At 64.3% G+C, this 19,026-nt stretch carries 18 protein-coding genes; 7 read left to right on the forward strand and 11 right to left on the reverse strand.

Annotated elements, in window-relative coordinates:
* The 6 genes from BST13_RS18685 to BST13_RS18710 all read right to left on the reverse strand — a co-directional run bounded on the left by BST13_RS18685 (position 1) and on the right by BST13_RS18710 (position 5,880).
* Entirely contained in the window at positions 1–1,155 is a 1,155-nt protein-coding gene (locus tag BST13_RS18685) for an acyl-CoA dehydrogenase family protein (RefSeq protein ID WP_083165509.1), read from the reverse strand.
* Positions 1,156–1,189: 34 nt separating this feature from the next.
* Positions 1,190–2,290, reverse strand: a complete 1,101-nt coding sequence (locus tag BST13_RS18690; protein ID WP_083165510.1) for an NADH:flavin oxidoreductase/NADH oxidase — start codon at positions 2,288–2,290, stop codon at positions 1,190–1,192.
* Complete coding sequence (locus tag BST13_RS18695) at positions 2,268–2,657, reverse strand: Dabb family protein (protein ID WP_083165511.1); 390 nt, start codon at positions 2,655–2,657, stop codon at positions 2,268–2,270. The genes BST13_RS18690 and BST13_RS18695 overlap by 23 nt, the downstream gene beginning before the upstream one ends.
* Positions 2,658–2,715: 58 nt before the next feature.
* Positions 2,716–3,498, reverse strand: a complete 783-nt coding sequence (locus BST13_RS18700) for a FadR/GntR family transcriptional regulator (RefSeq protein WP_083165512.1) — start codon at positions 3,496–3,498, stop codon at positions 2,716–2,718.
* 90 nt (positions 3,499–3,588) lie between these two features.
* Entirely contained in the window at positions 3,589–5,043 is a 1,455-nt protein-coding gene (locus tag BST13_RS18705) for an aldehyde dehydrogenase family protein (protein WP_083165513.1), read from the reverse strand.
* Between the two features lie 21 nt (positions 5,044–5,064).
* Complete coding sequence (locus BST13_RS18710) at positions 5,065–5,880, reverse strand: transketolase (RefSeq protein WP_245839722.1); 816 nt, start codon at positions 5,878–5,880, stop codon at positions 5,065–5,067.
* A 321-nt stretch (positions 5,881–6,201) separates the two neighbouring features.
* Between BST13_RS18710 and BST13_RS18715 the strand changes: the two genes are divergently transcribed.
* From BST13_RS18715 to BST13_RS18725, 3 genes are read left to right on the forward strand one after another with little or no spacing between them, the layout of a single operon-like run.
* Entirely contained in the window at positions 6,202–7,233 is a 1,032-nt protein-coding gene (locus BST13_RS18715; RefSeq protein WP_083165514.1) for a transketolase family protein, read from the forward strand.
* A 28-nt stretch (positions 7,234–7,261) separates the two neighbouring features.
* Entirely contained in the window at positions 7,262–8,641 is a 1,380-nt protein-coding gene (locus BST13_RS18720) for a M24 family metallopeptidase (RefSeq protein WP_245839724.1), read from the forward strand.
* Between the two features lie 12 nt (positions 8,642–8,653).
* Positions 8,654–9,574, forward strand: coding sequence for an NAD(P)-dependent oxidoreductase (locus tag BST13_RS18725; protein WP_083165515.1), 921 nt, complete (start codon positions 8,654–8,656; stop codon positions 9,572–9,574).
* Positions 9,575–9,602: 28 nt separating this feature from the next.
* Here BST13_RS18725 and BST13_RS18730 read toward each other — a convergent pair whose 3' ends face one another.
* A complete protein-coding gene (locus tag BST13_RS18730; RefSeq protein ID WP_158087166.1) occupies positions 9,603–10,607 on the reverse strand; it encodes a phospholipase C in 1,005 nt (334 codons plus the stop codon).
* Positions 10,608–10,853: 246 nt separating this feature from the next.
* On the opposite strand from BST13_RS18730, the gene BST13_RS18735 reads away from it, so the two are divergent.
* Positions 10,854–12,383 carry an APC family permease gene (locus BST13_RS18735; RefSeq protein WP_083165517.1) on the forward strand — a complete coding sequence of 510 codons (1,530 nt, stop codon included), beginning with the start codon at positions 10,854–10,856 and terminating at the stop codon, positions 12,381–12,383.
* A gap of 24 nt (positions 12,384–12,407) precedes the next feature.
* Positions 12,408–12,878, forward strand: coding sequence for an allene oxide cyclase family protein (locus BST13_RS18740; RefSeq protein ID WP_083165518.1), 471 nt, complete (start codon positions 12,408–12,410; stop codon positions 12,876–12,878).
* Between the two features lie 4 nt (positions 12,879–12,882).
* Here BST13_RS18740 and BST13_RS18745 read toward each other — a convergent pair whose 3' ends face one another.
* Positions 12,883–14,121, reverse strand: coding sequence for an FAD-dependent oxidoreductase (locus tag BST13_RS18745; protein ID WP_083165519.1), 1,239 nt, complete (start codon positions 14,119–14,121; stop codon positions 12,883–12,885).
* Positions 14,118–15,608 (reverse strand): APC family permease, encoded by a 1,491-nt coding sequence (locus tag BST13_RS18750; protein WP_083165520.1) that lies wholly within the window; start codon positions 15,606–15,608, stop codon positions 14,118–14,120. Before BST13_RS18750 ends, BST13_RS18745 begins: the two co-directional genes overlap by 4 nt.
* A 355-nt stretch (positions 15,609–15,963) precedes the next feature.
* On the opposite strand from BST13_RS18750, the gene BST13_RS18755 reads away from it, so the two are divergent.
* Positions 15,964–17,262 (forward strand): SGNH/GDSL hydrolase family protein, encoded by a 1,299-nt coding sequence (locus BST13_RS18755; RefSeq protein ID WP_158087165.1) that lies wholly within the window; start codon positions 15,964–15,966, stop codon positions 17,260–17,262.
* Position 17,263: 1 nt separating this feature from the next.
* Here BST13_RS18755 and BST13_RS18760 read toward each other — a convergent pair whose 3' ends face one another.
* A complete protein-coding gene (locus BST13_RS18760) occupies positions 17,264–17,521 on the reverse strand; it encodes a hypothetical protein (protein WP_083165522.1) in 258 nt (85 codons plus the stop codon).
* Between the two features lie 297 nt (positions 17,522–17,818).
* On the opposite strand from BST13_RS18760, the gene BST13_RS18765 reads away from it, so the two are divergent.
* Positions 17,819–18,049, forward strand: coding sequence for a hypothetical protein (locus BST13_RS18765; protein WP_029373946.1), 231 nt, complete (start codon positions 17,819–17,821; stop codon positions 18,047–18,049).
* A gap of 30 nt (positions 18,050–18,079) precedes the next feature.
* Here BST13_RS18765 and BST13_RS18770 read toward each other — a convergent pair whose 3' ends face one another.
* A complete protein-coding gene (locus BST13_RS18770; RefSeq protein WP_083165523.1) occupies positions 18,080–18,361 on the reverse strand; it encodes a hypothetical protein in 282 nt (93 codons plus the stop codon).
* Positions 18,362–19,026 lie beyond the last annotated feature (665 nt).

A 19,026-nucleotide genomic window follows, 5' to 3' on the forward strand; every position in this document is an offset into this window, starting at 1 on the left:
TCAGCTATCCATGCCGCCACGACTGACGAGTTGTTTTGCGATGACACCCTTTTGGATCTCATTGGTGCCCTCGCCGACAATCATCAGCGGCGCGTCACGGAAATAGCGTTCGACGTCGTATTCGGTGGAGTAGCCGTAGCCGCCGTGGACTCGGACCGCGTCAAGCGCGATCTGCATCGCAGTCTCGGATGCGAACAGCTTCGCCATTCCCGCTTCCATGTCGCAGCGTCCACCGGCATCGAATTTCTCGGCGGCGTCGAACAAGAGCGACCGAGCGGCGTACAGCTTGGTACCCATGTCAGCCAGCAGATTGCCGACCGACTGATGCTGCCAGATCGGCTTGCCGAAGCTCTCCCGATCCTGGGCGTATCGAAGCGCATCCTCGAACGCCGCCCGAGCAACACCCGTAGCGCGGGCCGCCACCTGCAACCGCCCGACTTCGAGTCCTTTCATCATCTGAGCGAAGCCACGGCCTTCCTCCGTACCCAAGAGCGCGGTAAAAGGTACCCGGCAATCGGTGAAGTTGAGTTCACAGCTCTCCACCCCTTTGTATCCGAGCTTGGGCAGATCCTTAGAGATGGCGAAGCCGGGAACCTTCTCCACCAGCAGAATCGAGACGCCACGGTGCGCTGGGTCAGCGCTCGGATCGGTCTTGCACAGCAAGCAGATCAGGCCGGAGCGGCGGGCATTGGATATCCAGGTCTTACTGCCGTTGATCACATATTCGTCGCCGTCCTGCACGGCCACCGTTCGCATCGCCTGTAGATCCGAACCGCCTCCTGGCTCGGTGAGCGCCATCGTCGCGCGCAGCTCGCCTGTGACCATCCGGGGCAGGTAGCGCTGCTTCTGTTCGTCGGTGCCGAACAGCACAATGAGTTTCGCGACCACAGAGTGACCACCCATCGCACCCGCCAGGCTCATCCAGCCCCGTGCGAGTTCCTCGGTCACCTGGACGAAGCACGGCATCGAAACCGCGCCGAATCCGTACGGCTCCGGAATTGCCAACCCGAAAACGCCGATATCCTTCATGGATTCGATTAGCTCTTCCGGATATGTGTTGGCGTGCTCGAGCTCCTGCACCACGGGCTTGACCTGCTTTTCCACGAAGTCGTGGACCGTCTTGACGATGGCTTGTTCTTCGGCCGTGAGGTTCATCGGTCGACCTCCATTGCTGGCGTGGATGTGGATGTCATTCCGCCGGGACGGATTCCCAGTTGGCGCGGCTGTACTGGGCCGGTCCGGGGAAATCCGCCCATGTCAGCCCTAATTCGTGCGCGGCCCGCAGCGGCCATGCCGGCTCCCGCAGGGAGGCACGGGCCAGGAATACGGCGTCCGCGTCTCCACTGGTGAGGATGTGTTCGGCCTGCTTGGGCTCCAAGATCAGGCCGACCGCGGTGGTGGCGACGCCGGCCACGTTGCGGACCTGCGATGCCAGAGGGACTTGGTAACCCCGGGCGATCGGGATCGGCGCGTCGGCAATACTCCCGCTCGACACGTCCACCACGTCGACTCCACGCTCCCGCAACAAGACCGCGAAGCGTGTGGTCTGTTCCATGTCCCAGCCGTCCGGCAGCCAGTCGGTCGCCGAAACTCTGACGAACATCGGTTTGTGCTGCGGCCAGGCCACTCGTACCGCCTCGATGACCTCCAAGGGGTAGCGAACGCGGTTTTCGAAAGACCCTCCGTAGCTGTCGGTACGGTCGTTGGCGATGGGTGACAGAAACTCGTGTAGCAGATAGCCGTGTGCGGCATGCACCTCGATCACGTCGGCGCCCACCCGATCGGCGCGCCGCGCAGCCGCCACGAAGGCCTCCGTGACCTCGGCCATATCGTCCTGCGACATGGCTTCCGGAGCCGGCCGACCCTCGTGCGGCAACGTCGACGGGCCCTGGCTCAGCCACGCGCCCCCATCGACCGGGAGCACACCGGACGGCTCGCCGGGGAAACCGCGATAGGTGGAAGCCTTACGCCCGGCATGGGAGATCTGGAATCCGAAGGCGGCACCCTGTCCGTGCACGAACTCCACGATCCACGCCCATGCCTCGGCCTGGGTGTCATTCCATAATCCGGCGTCGCGCAACGTGATCCGCCCGCGTTCGGTGACGGCGACCGCCTCCGACATGACCAGCCCGAATCCCCCCTGCGCCCGGGCGCCCAGATGCACCAGGTGCCAGTCGTGCGGAATCCCGTCGTCGGCACACGAATACTGGCACATCGGTGACAGCCAGATCCGGTTGCGGATCGTCAGGTCACGGATCTGGAACGGCTCAAACAGACTGGGACGGCTCATCTTTCGTCTCCTCGTGAAATGTTCTACTGATCGGCGCAAAACGGGGCGGCTCGGCGTCCGTGCTCGCGGTGGCCACGAAGTCGATGGCGAACCGCTCGGCGCACACGGTGTCGATGCCTGCAAGCAGGCGCAGATGCGCAGGGTGACGGCCATAGCGGTCGCCGAGGGCACCACGGTCTCTCAATCGCACGTACAAGCCGTGCGTGTAGCCCAGTCGCAAACTCGTCTCGTTGATGTTGACACCCGCCGAAATCGCGGCAACACAAGAGAGTTTCCCTGATATGTCGGCAACAAACCCGTCGAGCATTGCGCTGAGTGCCTGCGCCTGGCCGGGGATCGCACGGAATGCGACGTAATGGTCGATCATGCCCGCGCGCCCTGGACCGAGGCTGACTCGGGCCGGCGGGAACCCAGATGTTTCCGGGTCAGATCCCCCGGTCCCAGTCGGTCGATTCGAGACCTAGATGGTCGAGCAGCGCACGCTGGTGAGTGATCTCGGCGCGATCGAACTCGGCGCGCCGGCCCTTGATCAAGGCATGTGCGATCGGTTCGTGCAGCGCGATCTGTTCCTCGAACGCCGTCCCGGTGAGCCACCGCGGCGGACGCTTCGCCGACACCCACGATTCGTAGGCTTTCTCCACCAGTGCCGTATGCATGCTGGAAAACACACTGGTCAAGAATCGGTTGCCCGCCAAGCGCACTACTTCGAGATGGAACACCGTATCGGCCGCGATCCACGCCGAAGCGCTCGCGCGCGCTTCGGACAGACCCTCCAAGGCCTGCTCGAGCGGTTCGGGATCTTCGATACCGTGGGCGATCGCCTGCCGCCCGGCTGTCAGTTCCAGAAGAAACCGCATGTGCGCTGCCTCGCTGAGGGAGTCTGGCTCGAGCTGGAGCATCAAGTTGATACTCGTGTCGACCATGCTCGCCGGGTTCCGGAGGACGAACGCGCCGGCCCCAGGACGGATTGTGACAAGGCCCTGCAAGGCCAGCGATCGCAGCGCTTGGCTGACCGTCAGGCGCGAACTTCCCACCAGCTCGGCCAGTTGGCGTTCGCTGGGCAGCCGCTCCCCCTCGGCCAGCCCCTGATCGACGATGTAGTTGCGGATCTGATCGGCGACCCGGTCGGAGATCCGGTTGACCGACTCGACCTGAAAGGCTGACGCGGTGTTCGCGTCGCGTGCCGTTCGACGATCCGGCGTTGCCATTGCTTCTGCGCTCCTGGAGCCCTATCCGTTGGTCGACCCGCACCCAGCATGCACCTGCGGCGCTGTCGTGCTGATCATAAGGCCCGCCGATCATTGCATCGTCACCAACCGTGGTTCGGTCATTTCCGCCATGGCATAACGCGGACCTTCTCGCGTGTTTCCGGAGTCCTTGCCGCCGCCGTACGGTTGTTGGTCTGCCCGGACGGTCGGGACGTCGTTGATGTACACGCTCCCGAATTCGAGGCGCCGCGTCGCCTTGAGTGCCTTTGCGACGTTGCTGGTGTAGACCCCAGCGTTGAGCCCGAACCTGGAGTCGTTGGCCATCTCCAGCGCCGTGTCGAAATCATCGAACTCGGTTACCGTCACAACTGGACCGAACACCTCGTCGCACTGGACCCGCATGTCCGGCGTGACATTGCTCAATACGGCAGGAACGATCACGTTGTCGATCCGCTCCCCGCCGATGTCAAGGCGGGCCCCCTCTGATACCGCCTCATTCACCCAGGACTCGATGCGCAGCGCGTCCTTGCGGCTGATGACCGCTGAAACGTCGACGTCCTCGCTGAGCGGATCGCCGATGGTGAGTTGCGAGACACCCGCGGCCAGGGCTTCTCGGAACCCTGAGGCGATATCGGCATGTACGAAGATGCGTTGCGTCGATACGCACGACTGACCGGCCTGAACGAAGCCGGCGGTCGCTGCCTTGGCGGCTGCGGTCTGCCAGTCACTGTCACAGTCCACGATCAGAGGTGCGTTGGAACCCAACTCCAAACGGACCCTCTTCTTGGGTGCGCGCGCGGCGATGCCCCAGCCCACGTCCGGCGAGCCGGTAAAGGTGATATAGCTGACGTCAGGATGAGCGCATAGGGGGCCACCCACCTCGGCTCCCCCGCCGGTGACGACGTTCAACCAGCCCGGAGGCAGCCCAATGTCGGTGAGCATCTCTGCGAGCAGCAATGCCGAAAGTGGCGTCTGGCTCGCGGGTTTGAGTACCACCGGACACCCGACGGCGATGGCCGGCGCGACTTTGTGAGCAACCAGGTTCAGCGGAAAATTGAACGGTGCGACCGCGGCCACCACGCCGATTGGCACCCGCATCGTGTAGGCAACCTTGCCCCGACCCGACGCCACCGCGTCGAGGGCCACGACATCTCCGGCGAATGTCCGGGCTTCGGCAGCTGCGAATGCGAACGTGTCGACCGTGCGCGCAGCCTCGAGCCGCGCGGTCTTGATGGGTTTCGCGCACTCGATGGCGATGGTCTGCGCGAAGTCCTCTTGACGTGCGCGCAATTGCTCCACTGCGGCGTCGAGAAGGTCGATGCGCGTGTGCCGTTCGAACCCGTCGGCATCCAAGGCCAGTTTCGCCGCCGCGACTGCGCGGTCCACGGTGTCGGAATTGCCTTGGGGCACTTCGGCTATTGCCGCGCCGTCGTAGGGGGAATACAGCGTGTTGGTAGCGCCGGGCGCGATCCACACCCCGTCGACGAGCAGGCCGCGCGGCTGATAGGGAGCCGCGGTGGCCGAACTGTTTTTTGGAATCGTCATGGCAGTCTCCTCACAATCGGTTCACCAGGTTCTCGCTACTATCCGCGCACCGCGGGACTCGCCGTCAGCGCAGATGCCGCGCGCCTGTTCGACCACGTCGGGGTTGAGCTTCAGGAAATGACCGTCGGCTTCGTCGGGCAGCACCGCATCAAGTCCCGAGAGAGTCCAGGTAGAGCCGACGATCACGCCCGGACGCGAATCGCCACGCAGCGCCGTCATGGCGTTGCCGACAGCAGAGACATCGTGGCCGTCCACCTCGACGGCCGCCCATCCGAAGGCCCGCCACTTGTCCGCGACGGGGTTGAGTGTGCTGACCGATTCAGTTGGTCCGTCCACCTGGCTGTTGTTGCGGTCCACGATCACCGTGAGGTTCCCGAGTCCGTGGTGCGCGCTGAACAGCGCGGCCTCCCACACTTGTCCCTCTTCCATCTCCCCGTCGCTCATCAACACATAGACATGACGGTCCGAGCCGTCCGACTGTGCGGCGAGCGCCATCCCTGCCGCCACCGACAGTCCCTGGCCAAGTGACCCACAGATCGCCGCCAGACCCGGGGTGTTCTCTGTGCCGATCGCCTCGAGCCTGCTTCCGTCCTTGCCGTACGTCGCCAGCTCAGCCTCGTCGATCAGACCTACCTCGACGCCCGCGGCGAAGTGGGCTATCGCGTAGTGCCCGGGCGACACCACCAGCCGATCCTGCCCTGGCCGCAACGCGACCAGGTACAGCACCGCAGCCAGTTCAGCGACCGACAACGCCTGGCCCAGGTATCCGAACCCTTCGATGGCGACCATGTCGACCGCACGTCGCCGAATTCGCCACGCCGCACGTCGCAGTCCCACCTCGCTATCATCGAATCGCAATGCACTGTTGATGTTTCGGTTCTGCATGCTTTGAATCGCCATCGTCTCCTACCTGATCCGGTCGGGCGCACCGCACACCAGCCGCGGACTTCGCTGCTGATCACTGTGGCCAAGTGGCTTAGCCAATAGTCCACACACGATCGAACGATGTCAAGCCCCGTCCGGACAATCGCCAATGGCGACCGCACCCTTGACACGAACACCTCAGCCAGTCGACACTGATTGGACAATTGGCTAAGCCACCAGTCCACACTTGGTCGCTGCGATATGCGCAGACCGCATCTTCGAAGGTGAGTAACCATGCCTCAGCAACTCCCCTACCAGACCGTTCTCAAACCGTATGGGCAGGCGCTCGTCCGGTACGCGCTGGACCACCCCGAGCTGATCTGCCTGGGTGCCGACCTAACCCGGCAAACCGAAACCGACATGTTCCGCGACCATCCCGCGCTTGCCTCACGCTTCTTCAACGGCGGCATGTCCGAACAGAACCTGATGGGCGTGGCCGCCGGCCTCGCCAGGGAGGGGCGCACTGTCTTCGTGAACACCTTCGGGGTGTTCGCCACCCGCCGCCCGTTCGAACAGGTTGCAATGCAGATCTCCTACGCCAATCTGCCGGTAAAAATCGTCGGGCTGATGCCAGGACTCTCCTCGCCAGGCGGGCCCAGCCACCAGGCGATCGACGACGTCGCGCTCATGCGCGCACTCCCCAACTTCACCGTGGTCGACGTGGCCGACGCGCGCGAGGTGACCCAGGCGGTCGCCGCAGTGGCCGAACGACCCGGCCCCGTCTACCTCCGGCTCAAGCGAGGTGAAATCCCAGTCATCTTCGATGACGACCACCGACTCGACCTGGACAGGGCCGCACTCGTCGACCCCGATCCGGCCGGGGCGACCGCGAGCGTGGACCTGGTCATCTTCGCATCGGGGATGCTTGTGGCGGCGGCATTGCGAGCCGCCGACTCGCTGCGGCGGGCCGGAACAACCGTGCATGTCGTCAACGTCACGACGATCAAACCCCTTGACGTCGAGACGATCCGGACACTGGCGGCCGGTGCTCGTGCCGTCGTGACGGCCGAGAACCACTCGGTCGTGGGTGGGCTCGGCAGCGCGATCGCAGAGGTTCTCGCCGAGGTAGGCGCCAGCCCGCCCCTCCGCCGGGTCGGCGTTCCCGACACATTCGGGCGGGCCGCGAGTGCGCGGTCTCTGTTCGCCGAATACGGCCTGACCGCTCAGCACATAGTCGACGCCGCATGGGGGCTGCTGCCAACCAACGGCGACGCACCAACCGTCAGTGAGATCGAAACGCCCACCGGCGCCTACTCACCCGTCTGATCGTCCAACACCATCGGAAGGAATTGCCATGTCCACCATCAAGGCCCAACCGTGGCAGCCGAGCGATACCGCAGCCGATCCGACACCGGTTGCGTCGCTGGGCACATTCATGTCCACCGACTGGGAAAATCGAGTCAACTTCGCCCGGCTTCGCGAACAACGCCTCGCCCGTGCGATGGCCGAACTCGAGCACAGCGACCTCGGCGCCGTTCTGCTGTACGACATGAACAACATCCGGTACACCACTGGTACCAACATCGGAAACTGGGCGCGGGACAAGCTGTTCCGCGCCTGCCTGCTGGTCCGAGGTCACGCCCCGATACTCTGGGACATCGGTTCGGCGGCGCGTTTGCATCAGCAGTATCTGCCCTGGCTGCCACAACAGAGTTGGCGGGCCGGGCTGTCAACCTGGCGGGGTGCGATCGACAGCGAAGTCGGCGTCGAAGCAGGCAACGCCCGCAAGATTGCCGCCGTCTTGCGCGAACACGGTCTGCTCAACGAGCCACTCGGCATCGACGTCGTCGAGATCCCGCAGCTGCGCGCACTCGAAGCCGAAGGCATCCACGTCGTGGACGCCCAGGGATTGATGATGCGCGCCCGGCAGATCAAAACCATCGACGAGATCGCCTTGCTCGATCAGTCAGCCGGACTTGTCGATGCCGCGTACGAGAAGCTCTACCAGTTCCTTCAGGTCGGCGTGAAAGAGAACGAGGCTGTCGCGCTCGTCAACAAGACGCTCTACGACCTCGGCAGCGAGGAAGTCGAGGCGGTGAACGCCATCTCCGGGGGGCGGTGCAGTCCGCATCCGCACGTGTTCAGCGACCGGATGATCCGCCCCGGCGACACCGCTTATTTCGACATCGTGCACTCATTCCAGGGCTACCGCACCTGCTACTACCGCACACTCAACGTCGGTAGCGCCAAGCAGTCCGAACGTGATGCCTATCGGCGCGCACGAGAGGCCATCGACCAAGCCATAGCGCAGGTTCGGCCGGGAGCATCGAGTGCCGACATCGTTGCATGTTTCCCCTCGGCCCAGGACATCGGATTTCATTCGGAGGAAGAAGCTTTCGGTCTGCAATATGCCCACGGTGTCGGACTGTCGGTCTGGGAGAAGCCGTTGATGAGCCGTTACCACTCGTTCGAGCATCCGATCGAGATCAAGGAGGGCATGGTCTTCGCGCTGGAAACCTATTGGCCCACAACGGATGGCAGCTCGGCGGCCCGCATCGAGGAAGAGGTCGTTGTCGAAAAGGAAGGGGCACGCATCATCACCCGGTTCCCCGCCGACGAACTCCTCGTCACCGGTGTCCGCTATTGGACCGGTGTCGACCTTCCCGGCCGCTCGGGACCTTCCGCCGCGGGCAACGGCCACAGCGCAGGCACCCGACCCGCGGTCACTGCGTGAGAGCCGCGTCGAATGAGTAATCCCGGAGACACTTGTCACCCGGCCACCTCGGTCGGGTTCGTCGGCCTCGGCAATATGGGCAGGCCAATGGCGGAGCGTCTACTTCGCTGCGGATGGAACATAACCGTGTACAACCGCACTCCAGCGAAAACGGCGTCGCTTGCCGAGGCGGGCGCGCAGGTCGCCCGAACGCTGGCCGAGCTGCGCGAGTGCGACATCGTCATCACCATGGTCGGGACCGACGATGACCTGCGGGCGGTCACTCTGGGAACGGGCGGTCTACTGGACGGTGCGAACACCGATTTCCTGCTCGTGGATTGTTCAACGGTCAGCGCTGAGGTGACCGATGAGGTGGCGGCCGCTGCTCGGGCATGCGGTGGCGACTTGTTGGCCGCTCCGGTCGCGGGCGGTCCGTCTGTGATCCCCGAAGGTCGTCTGGCGATTGTCTGCAGCGGCGCGCCCGAGGCTTTCGATCATGCGAAACCTGCCCTGAATACGTTGGCTCACAAGGTGATATACGCAGGTTCGGGCGCGATCAGCCGGCAGGTGAAGATCCTTCACAACCTCATTGCGGCAGTGCTCGTTCACGTCATCGCCGAAGTGAGCGTGCTCGGCGAATCGATCGGCGTGGATCGCGGGGACCTGCTGGAGTTCGTCAGTGCGGGCGCGGTGGGAAGTCCCTTCGTCGCCTACAAGGCCGAACTGATGAAATCCTTGGAATTCACGGCCGATTTCACCGCCGCCTTGATGCTCAAGGATGTCACCCTTGGACATGACCTGGCCGAGATGTCCGGTGTCGACATACCGATTGTCGAGCACACGCGCGAGGCGATCGCCGAACTCGTTGCGGCGGGCCTGGGCGAATCTGACATCGCGCGGCTCATCGAATTTCTCGCCGACCGCAATGGTGTAGCGCTGACAAGGCGTCCGTGATCGGCCCAGCGAGCTCGCGCCCCGTCGCTCACAATGTGGGATACGGTGCCGCGTTGGGAGTCTGGCCGAGGTCGATGCAGTCGCTCATGCCATTGGAAGCGGCATCTCGTTCGGTCAGTGCGTCGAGACCGAACGTCGTCTCGCAGAATTTGAGAAGGCTGACATGGGAATTGAGCTGGCTGCTGACATGTCCCGGTTTGGCATACGGCCCCACCACCAGGCATGGCACTCGTGATCCGTACCGGAATGGCTGACCGTCGAACTCGGCCAGCTCGTCCGCGGGGCGCTGAGCATGGGTGTGGTCCCACTTCTCGACGACGGGCGGGTCTACGTGGTCGTACCAGCCTCCCCAGTCGTCCCACGTGATGAAGATCGCGACGCGGTCCCAGAGGCCGCCCGAGACAATGGCCTGAATCTGCTGCACGGTCCACGTCATGCCGTCAGTGACGTTCTGCGTGGGATGTTCGGACAGATCGGGCTTGCCGTCTCCGTATACCCATGACACCGCGGGAAGCTTGCCGGCCCGCGCATGGGCGGCGAACAGGTCGCGTCCGTGGTTGTTTCCGTGGCTGTTCAGGCCGTCGATGTAGGCGAAGGCGTACCCGCCGTAGTTGCCCCATGCCAGACCCGCCTTGTCCAGGGCCGCAGGGAGAGAGGGCAACTGGTAGCGATCAGCCGGGGTGGGGCGATAGTGGTGGTGAGGGTTGTTGATCACCGGGGAGTCGGCGCTGATCAGCATCAGGTGGTTCGGCGTCGACGGGCCCGCGACTTCGGAGAAGTAGTTGTCGCACAACGTGAATCGACGGGCGAGGTCGAAATAGCCCGGAATGTCGGCTTCGGTGTACTGGACTTTGTGCTCGGTGTCGCCCGCGCGTGCCATCCAGGCCTGATGGCGATGATCGGGGTCGGCAGGCGGCGGGTTCTGCGCACGGTCCACCGTCGCGCCGTCGGCACCGGGAAAGGTGCCGAAATAGTTGTCGAAGGTGTGGTTCTCCTTGACGATGATCACCACGTGTTCGATCCGGCCGGCCATCGAGCCCTCCTCTCGGCGGATTACGACTCCAGTGTCGTCCGGGTACACCGGACACCGGCGTGAACGCGCGATGAACATCGCGTCACAGCCACAGCGACCGCCCGCCGGACAATGTCCAAGTTGTACAGCGGCGTGTCGATCATGCTCCAACATGTCCACTGCGGTGACGGAGTGGCGTGCCCCACACTCTCTTTCATTCATGCCAGGCGTCGCTGGCTGACCGCCCGAGGGAGAAGACACGATCCGATGACCACGTCGAACAACACAGCCGGTAGCGGGGACGACGAGCAGCTGGCCCTGCTCGGATATTCAGGCGAGTTCAAGCGATCCATGGGCTTGTTCGCCACCTTGTCACTCGGCTTCACCTATCTGTCACCGCTGGTAGGTGTCTATTCGCTGTTCGCTTTCAGCCTCACTCTGGGCGGCCCGCCGTCGGTGTGGTGGATCGTCATCGTCGGCCTTGGGCAGATGACCGTCGCCTTGGTGATGGGTGAAGTGGTATCGCAGTATCCGCTGGCCGGTGGTATCTACCCGTGGACCCGTCGGCTGTGGGGACGCAGATACGCGTGGCTGGTGTCGTGGATCTACCTCTGCGCGATGATCGTCACCGTCACGTCCGTCGCAGAGTTCGGCTCCGCCTTCGTCGGACCGCTGCTCGGCATCGAATCGTCGGACCTGAGTGGTCTCATCATCGCCGTCGGCCTGCTGCTGCTCGCCTTGGCCTTCAACTTCAGCGGCACCAAGTCCCTGGCACGCATTGCCCGCATCGGGTTGGCTGCCGAGCTGATCGGCGTCATCGCGTTGGGACTGTATCTGTTGCTCTTTCAACGCAAGCACTCGTTCAGCATCTTGTTCGACTCGATGGGCGCCGGTGGCGGGCAGCCATACGTGGTGGCGTTCATCGCCTCCGCGTTGACGGGTTTGTTCCTGTTCTACGGATTCGAGGCGTGCGGTGACGTCGCCGAAGAGGTGGCCGATCCGGGTCGCGGCATCCCCAAGGCCATGATCCTGACCATCGTCGTCGGTGGCGTGTCCGCGTTGATGTCCTACATCGGATATGTGCTCGCCGCCCCCAACCTTGAGGACATCGTCAACGGCAAGATCACCGACCCCATCCCGACCATCCTCGACGGCGCGCTCGGCCATGTCGGGTCGAAGTTGTTCCTCATCATCGCCGTCACCGCCTTCATCTCGTGCGTGCTGTCGTTGCAAGCTGCCGCGAGCCGGCTGCTGTACTCCTTTGCCCGCGACCGCATGCTCCCAGCCAGTTCCTGGTTGTCGCGGATGTCGGCCAACCATGTGCCGACGAACGCACTGCTGACGGCCTGCCTCGTGCCGATCACGTTGTGTCTGGTGGTGTTCTGGCAGCCGGACTCGCTGCCCCGCATCACCGCTTTCGCGGTGTGCGGCATCTACATCGCGTTCCAAGCGGTGGTCCTTGCCGCACTGCGGCAGCGCCTGCGCGGCTGGCGTCCCGGTGGGCTGTGGACGCTGGGCCGATTCGGCTTGGCCGTCAACATCATTGCCCTGATCTACGGTGTCACCGCGATGGTCCTCATGGTCCTACCGGTGCCCGGTTCAGAAGGGTTCGTCAACCGGTGGATTGTCGCCATCGGTTTGGTGGTCGTCATCGGCACCGGTGCCTTGTATCTACTGTTGGCCACTCCCGACCGCCACAGTCTCGACATCCCTGAGGGCGATGCCATCGAGGTCGGAGACCGCCTGAGGGCACTGCGTCGCGCCGGCAGTACCGACCACGCATCCGACAAAGTCTGAATCACCGCCATCCAAGGAGAAGTCATGAAGCTGAACATCACTCGCCGAACCGGCCGTCTCTGCACCGCGACGGGCGCCGTCCTGGGCGGCCTCGCGCTGGCCGGTTCGCCCCTGGCGTCCGCCGAGCCTGGCACGCTCACCGTGATCGAGCACGCCACCACCGATACCGTCACCGACACCGGCGCCAAGGGCGACAGCGCCGGAGACCTACTCACCTTTTCCAACGAGGTCTTCGACGCCGCCGACAGCCAGCCGGCGGGCAGGTCCACCGGGGTGTGCACCCGCACTGTCGTCGGTTCCGAATGGGACTGCGGCTGGACGTTGAGCCTCCCGGACGGCCAAATCATGGTCCATGGGCCATTTTTCGACTCATCGAACTCGGTGCTGGCGATCACCGGCGGAACGGGACGCTACCTCGACGCGCGTGGAGAGATGGACCTCACCCACATCACGCCCGACGGCAGCAAGTATCAGTTCACCTATCGGATCGGGTAGGCCGTCACGGAGGCAACGAGGTGCCCGGGACGACCAGCTCGATGCGGCGGGCGGCTTCGTAATCGCCCGCCAGTTCCGCCGTCACGCTGCGCACCTGCTCGTAACCGGTGAGCGCCAGAAACGTCGGCGCGCGTCCGTACGACTTCATTCCGACGACATACACGTCAGGTTCGTCCGGATGCGACAGCTCCACAACACCATGTGGCGGGACGCTGGAACAGGTGTGCACGTTCGGGTCGATCTGGGCCGCCAGTTTCAGTGGTGCCTGCAGTACCGGGTCGAGCGCCAACCGCAGCTCCGACAGGAACGAAAGGTCCGGGCGAAAACCGGTGAGCCCCACGACCACGTCGGCAGCGGGTAGGGCACGCCCGTCCTCCGCGACGAGAACCGCCCGGCCGCCGTCCACATCGACACGTTCGGTGCGGAATCCGGTGACCACGGTTATCAACCCGTCGTCGGCCGCGGCATGCACCCGCGTGCACAGCGCACCCCGCTCCGGTAGCGCGGTGTCCGCCGGGCCGCCGAACGCATCGCCCACCCCACCGCGACGCAGCGCCCAGGTCACACGTGTCGTCGGCTCCGCGCGCACCGTCTGGGCCAGCCCGATGATCGCCGTCATCGCCGAGTGACCGCTACCCACAACTACCACGTGACGGCCCGCCCACGAAGCAGCCTGTTCGGGCGACGGCGGCACATAGGTCACCAAACCCGCTGCAGCCGCAGCCCTTTCGCCCACCGCCGAGATCCCGTCGGAACCGATGGGGTTGGGTTGGCCCCAGGTCCCGGATGCGTCGATCACGGCACGGGCACACAACCGCGATTCCGCTCCGTCCGCCGCCGTCAGGTGAACGACGAACGGAGCCTCGCGCCGTCCCGGAGTGAGAACCCGATCGTGGCCCTGCCGCGATACGCCCGTCACGCGCACGTGATACCGCACCCGCTCGCCGAGGATATCTGCCAGCGGGGCAAGGTAGTTGGCGATCCACTCACGGCCACTCGGGTACCCGAACGCGGGTGCCGTCCAGTCTGTCAGCGCCAACAGTTCGGCCGCGGCGTCGTCGATCAACTCGGGCCACGGCGAGAACGTGTGCACGTGCCCCCACTGCGCGACGGCCGCGCCCGGGCCCGCGCCTGCCTCGACCACAACGGGTTCCAGACCCCGCTGCACCAAGTGTGCCGCGGCGGCCAGCCCCTGCGGACCGGCCCCGATCACCACGACCGGCAGTTCTGCGGTGGCACTCATTTGGTCACCGCGCGATCGATGGTGAAGAGGTCATCACCGGGTTGGTGTTCGAGCACTTCAGGTTTGGCCCGCCAGAGGTAGGTGAGGTACACCCCGCCGATGAGGATCAGGCCGACGATGACCCACACCGGCGCCAGCGAGTCGGAGGGTGCGATGACCATGAACATCACCAGGACCGACCACACGAAAGCGCCGACCGCGACGGGCATCTCGAAGCGTCCGAGGTCGAATGCGCCTTCTCGGCGACCCAGCCGCTTGCGTACCGCCAGGTACAGCAGGATGGTCATGCTGTAGAGCAACGTCTCGTTGAGCGTCCCGGCCTGGATGAGTTTCAGCAGCGCAGACCCGGGCAGGACCACCATCAGCAGGACCCCAAGGGCGAAGTACAGGATCGTCGCCGGGATCGGGGTCTGCGTACGGGAATTGACCCGTCGCATCAGTCGGTGACCTGGGAACCGTCCGTCGCGTGCCATTGCGAACACTATCCGGGCACACGTCACGATGACGACCAGACCGCCGCCGAAGAACGCGAAAATGATGCCGACCAGAAGCACCCGCTCCACCACCGGACCCAACCGGTCATGGATGATCAACGCAACCGAGGACTCACTGGCGCTGACGCGCGGGATGTCTTTGATCGAGATGGTCAGCACGATCAGAAACAGCATGCCCAGCAACCCGGATGCGACCACCGATCCCACGATCGCCCGGGGCACGCTGCGGAACGGCGCCTTCGCTTCCTCGGCCATGTTTGCGCCGACCTCGAAGCCCTGCAGGGTGGTCATGCCCATCAGCATTGCCAGCATCAAGCCGCCACCGATGCCGAAGTAGTTCGCGGTGTGCTCGGCGACGCCGAGCGAGGTGAGATTACCGGGCGTAGCTGTCCCCGTGACAACGATGACGACCACAAGCGCGATGCCCAGCGCGATGACGATCACGAACTCCAGTCCCACTGCGGCCGTGTTGATCATGCTCATGATCCGGGTCGAGGCGATCGCGATCGCGACCTGGACAGCGAGCGCGGCAAGGGTGATCAACCGCGCGGTGTTCTCGTCGGGCGGGATGCCGAACAGGGGCATGAACGCGGTGTTTGCGAGCGCCGAGTCGATGGCGGCGACAGTGATCCCGCCGCCGCAGACCGACAGCCATCCGTACACCCAGCCGATCTTCGGGCTGGCCAGCCGCGACCCCCACTGGTAGGACGAGCCGGTCAGCGGGATGCGGGCCGCAAACTGGGCGTACACCAGGGCGATCAGCAACTGCCCGGCCAAAGCGATGGGCCACAACCAGATTCCTACCGGTCCTGCACTACGCAGCACGTCGTCGTAGGTACTGAAGATCCCGATCGCCACCGACATGGACGCGAACGAGATCGCAAACACCTGAAATCCGCCCAAACTTCGCTTGAGCTCCGGCTGATACCCGCAGTCCTCGCAGAATGAGTCGGCGGTCTCCGCAGTTACCGGAACTTTCGTCACCTCAGCCATCACGGCTCCCGTCTGTGAAACGGTGGGACGGCTTGGCCGGCCGGGGTTGGACACAGGGTCCCCCCACGGATCAGTCAGACCACTCGCCACCGGATGTTATGTCTTGATGCTTTGCGGCAAACCCGTTTCGCACATAAATTGACTAAACTGATAATTTTCTGTGAACGGCCACCGCGCGGTTGCCCTCGGCTTTTCCATACCGACCTCGTGATGACATTTGGCAAATTACGATGCGCGTCAACCGGCGAGAGGCTCTGGCATGGACCACATACCGTACCGAGGCAGCACCGGCGCACCCTCGCACAGCGGTGCTGCTACGTGTTCTGTTGTACGCCAGGCGCTTTCGATCACCGCAGTGGGACTGGCGGTGCTGATCGCCAGTCCGGGCGTAGCGACGGCCTCGCCTCTGCCGCGGTGCACCGATCAAGGCTGGGTCGGCGTGTGGGCGGCCGCACCCTCGGACGCCTCGCGTGGTACCGACACCGCCGACTCGTTCGACACCGACCAGTTCGACCAGTCGCTGAATCCGAAGTCCGCGGTGCGCAATGAGACCACGCGGGCGATCCTGACGCCGACATACGGTGGGTCCACGGCACGGGTGCGGCTGTCGAACCGATTCGGCGCGGTGCCGGTGACGTTCACCCATGCCACCATCGCCCATCGCGCCACCGAGGCAGCTCTGGTGCCGGACACCATGCAGCCGTTGACCTTCAACGGGTCTCAGGACGTGATCGTTGCACCCGGCAGCGATGTGGTCAGCGACCCCGTCGGGTTCTCCTTTCAAGCGTTTGAACCGCTGGCGGTCAGCGTCTACGTGACCGGCGATGTGGGCAAGCCGACCGAGCACTACACGGCGCGCCAGACCTCCTATCTGACACCGGAAGACGCGGGTGACCACACCACCGACGTCGACGGAGGGGCGTTCACTCAGCGCACCACCACGAGGCCCTTCGTCACGGGCATCGATGTCCTCGCGCCGCGCTCCACCGGTGCCGTGGTGGCGCTGGGCGACTCGATAACCGACGGCTTCCAGCAACCTGCTGACGTGAACACCGAAGCACAGGACAGCCTCGACGCCGACGGACGATGGCCCGACGTCCTGGCCCGCCGAGTCCTTGCCGCGCACCGGCCGCTGTCGGTGCTCAACATGGGCATCGCGGGTAATGCGGTGTTGCAGGACGGAACTATCGAGGGCAGCGACGTTTTCGGCCCCGCCGCGATCCGCCGCCTAGACGCCGACGTGCTGAACCAGGATGGCGTCACGACGGTGATCCTGCTCGAAGGGATCAACGATCTGAGCATCCCACCCGTCGCGACAGTCGACGGGTTGATCGGCGGGTACCGCCAGCTGATCGAGCGCATGCACGCTCACGGCCTGTGGGTGCTGCTCGGCACGATCACGCCGGCCGGCGGTGCCGAAGGCGTCCCCGCCGATGCCGAAGCCAAACGTCAGGCCGTCAACACCTGGATCCGCGACAAGAGCCCCGCGGACGGCGTCATCGACTTCGACGCGGTCGTCCGCGACCCTGCCGACCCGACTCGCATTGCGCCGCAATACGACGGCGGAGACCATCTGCATTTCAACCTCGCGGGCTACCAGGCGATGGGCGAGGCCATTCCGCTGGATCAGTTGCGCGACCCTGCGTGTTCATGAATCAGCCGCCCTGGTGAGGCATCTCGGGGTAAAAGGTGCGTGGCACAGCCGATCCACCGCCACCACTCTCCTCGTTACCCATTGCACCGTTGGCGTTGCTTGATGAACCGGGCTCCGTCGCCAGCTTGTTGATGTGGGTTGCCGAGGTCCCCGAATGCTCGGCGGGTGCGGCTGCGGCGGTGCCGGCGTCGAGGCCGAAGGCGGCGATCCCCACAGCTCCTGCGATGCCGGCCGCGGCGGCAAGTTTCTTGATGTTCACTGCTGAACCCTTTCGGTCGGTGCCGGATTCCCCGGCGTCCCGCTAAAGCTATGAGCACAGGGAACAGCTCGGCATCGGGCGAAAGATGCGTCTCGTCAGAGCGCGTATGGGGTGAATGATGTAGGACGTCTGTGGTCAGGAAGTCTCGATGCGGCTGACATGGCGCACCACATCCGTTGCACCCCTGGAACATCGACCGCATCAGGCCGAAAAGCGGCGCGTTTCAGGTCGTGGTCGGGCGGGTATCAGACCTGCGAGCGATGCACCCGCGTATCGCACCGACCCTGGGAGGGCGCGATGATCCACGACCTGATACTGGCTGCTCAAACCCAGCCCGAGGCCGCAGGTTTCATCCTGCGCGGGATCAAAGGCATCTTCGTCGCGATCGGCAGCATCATCGCCGCCATCATCTGCGCGATCATCGCCGGGCTCAAAGGGCGTAGCGCCATCGGCTGGGGAATCCTGGGGCTCTTCTTTTCGATCATCACCCTGATCGTGGTCATCGTGATCCCCTCGAAGAAAGACTGACCGGCCTGGGCCAGGGCCGTCTCCTTGGAATCAGGGCAAGCCGGCTTCCTCCGACGGCAGGGCCGCCGGGCCTGTGATCTTCGGCTGCGCTTTCATCGGGGCCGCGGTGACGGGCGCCGCCACTCCTGTTGTCGTGGTCGCTCCAAGTGTCATGGGCCCAGAGTTCACCGTCGGCGGCGGCGGAGGCGAATGCAGCGCCAACGCCGTACCCTGACCGCCGACGCCTGCGCCCAGCCAGCACAGCGCCAAGACCGCGGCGCCGCCCGCGACCCCCGATACGGTTCGGACGTTGATCTTCCTGTCGCCTGCCATACGTTCGGCCCTCCGTTTCGTCTGCAGATGCTCCCCGCTTCTCAGGTTCACCCGTTCACGACACTTGTGCAAGTGTTTGAATATTGAGAGAGGCCGTAAGACTTCCTGAACGTAACGGCCGGGCGGGAGCACGGCGATCCCGCTACGGGCCGAGACGGCACCGACCGCACAGTCCAGTCCGCAGCGCGATACGGCGCGGGTCGCTGCACCGAAAGGGGCCGCGACCAGGGGATTTGGCTGCATCGCGGGCACCTTGACCGCGAACGCCAAACGCCACAGTCGCCCGGCAGCGCCGGGATCCCTCCACGCCCACAGCCCTCCGCACGTGCCACGCCAAAAAAATCCTTCTTGAACGGTTGACATGAACAACCGTCCATGTCATTGTTTTTCCACTGGTGAGCGCCCGTGATTGGCATCACACCAGGCGAGTCAGAACAGAATTCGGTTGGCCCCCTAGGAACCAAGAACATCGGATTGCCGATGACTCGCCTCGTAGCCCTGACCCGGCTTTCGAGGCGGTCTTCGCAGCAATTCCGCATGTGACCGGTGTGCAATTTCCATGTCCGGAAAGGTGCACCGAAGATCGGTAGTTCGGCTGGGTAGTCGGGCTATTTTCACACCACATGAATTGGAGTAACCATGGCAGAAATCACGACCGTCGGAAC

Origin of the sequence: Mycobacterium aquaticum (assembly GCF_002086485.1) — a bacterium.
Taxonomy (GTDB): Bacteria; Actinomycetota; Actinomycetes; order Mycobacteriales; family Mycobacteriaceae; genus Mycobacterium; species Mycobacterium aquaticum.